The following is a 317-nucleotide window of genomic DNA, read 5'->3' as shown; positions in this document are numbered from 1 at the left end:
AGGTGGGCGCGCAGCATGGCGTGGCGGTCGAGCAGGGCCTGGATCACGGTGATGACGTCGTGGTGGGTGGCCCCGGTGGGGGCGTGCAGGATCAGGGTTTGGTTGAACTGGTCGGTCGGGCCGTCCAGGCTGGCCAGCCAGGCCATGATCGGGGTCGCGGGCAACACCCCGATGCCCTCATCGATGACCCCCGCCTCGGCGGCCACCACGACCCGGGCCAGCCGGGCCACGCTGTGTTCGACGAACACATCGCGGGGCCGACACACCAGCCCGGCCGCGCGCGCCTTGGCGACCACCTGCATCGAGGCGATGCTGTC

The 317-nt window shown here is 71.6% G+C and carries 1 protein-coding gene; it reads right to left on the bottom strand.

Annotated elements, in window-relative coordinates:
- On the bottom strand, window positions 1-317 hold a 317-nt coding region (locus AC5Y30_RS25530), incomplete at both ends, for a hypothetical protein (RefSeq protein WP_499922102.1).

The organism is Mycobacterium sp. NGS27 (assembly GCF_059813005.1).
This window is presented reverse-complemented; position numbering and strand designations above follow the sequence as displayed.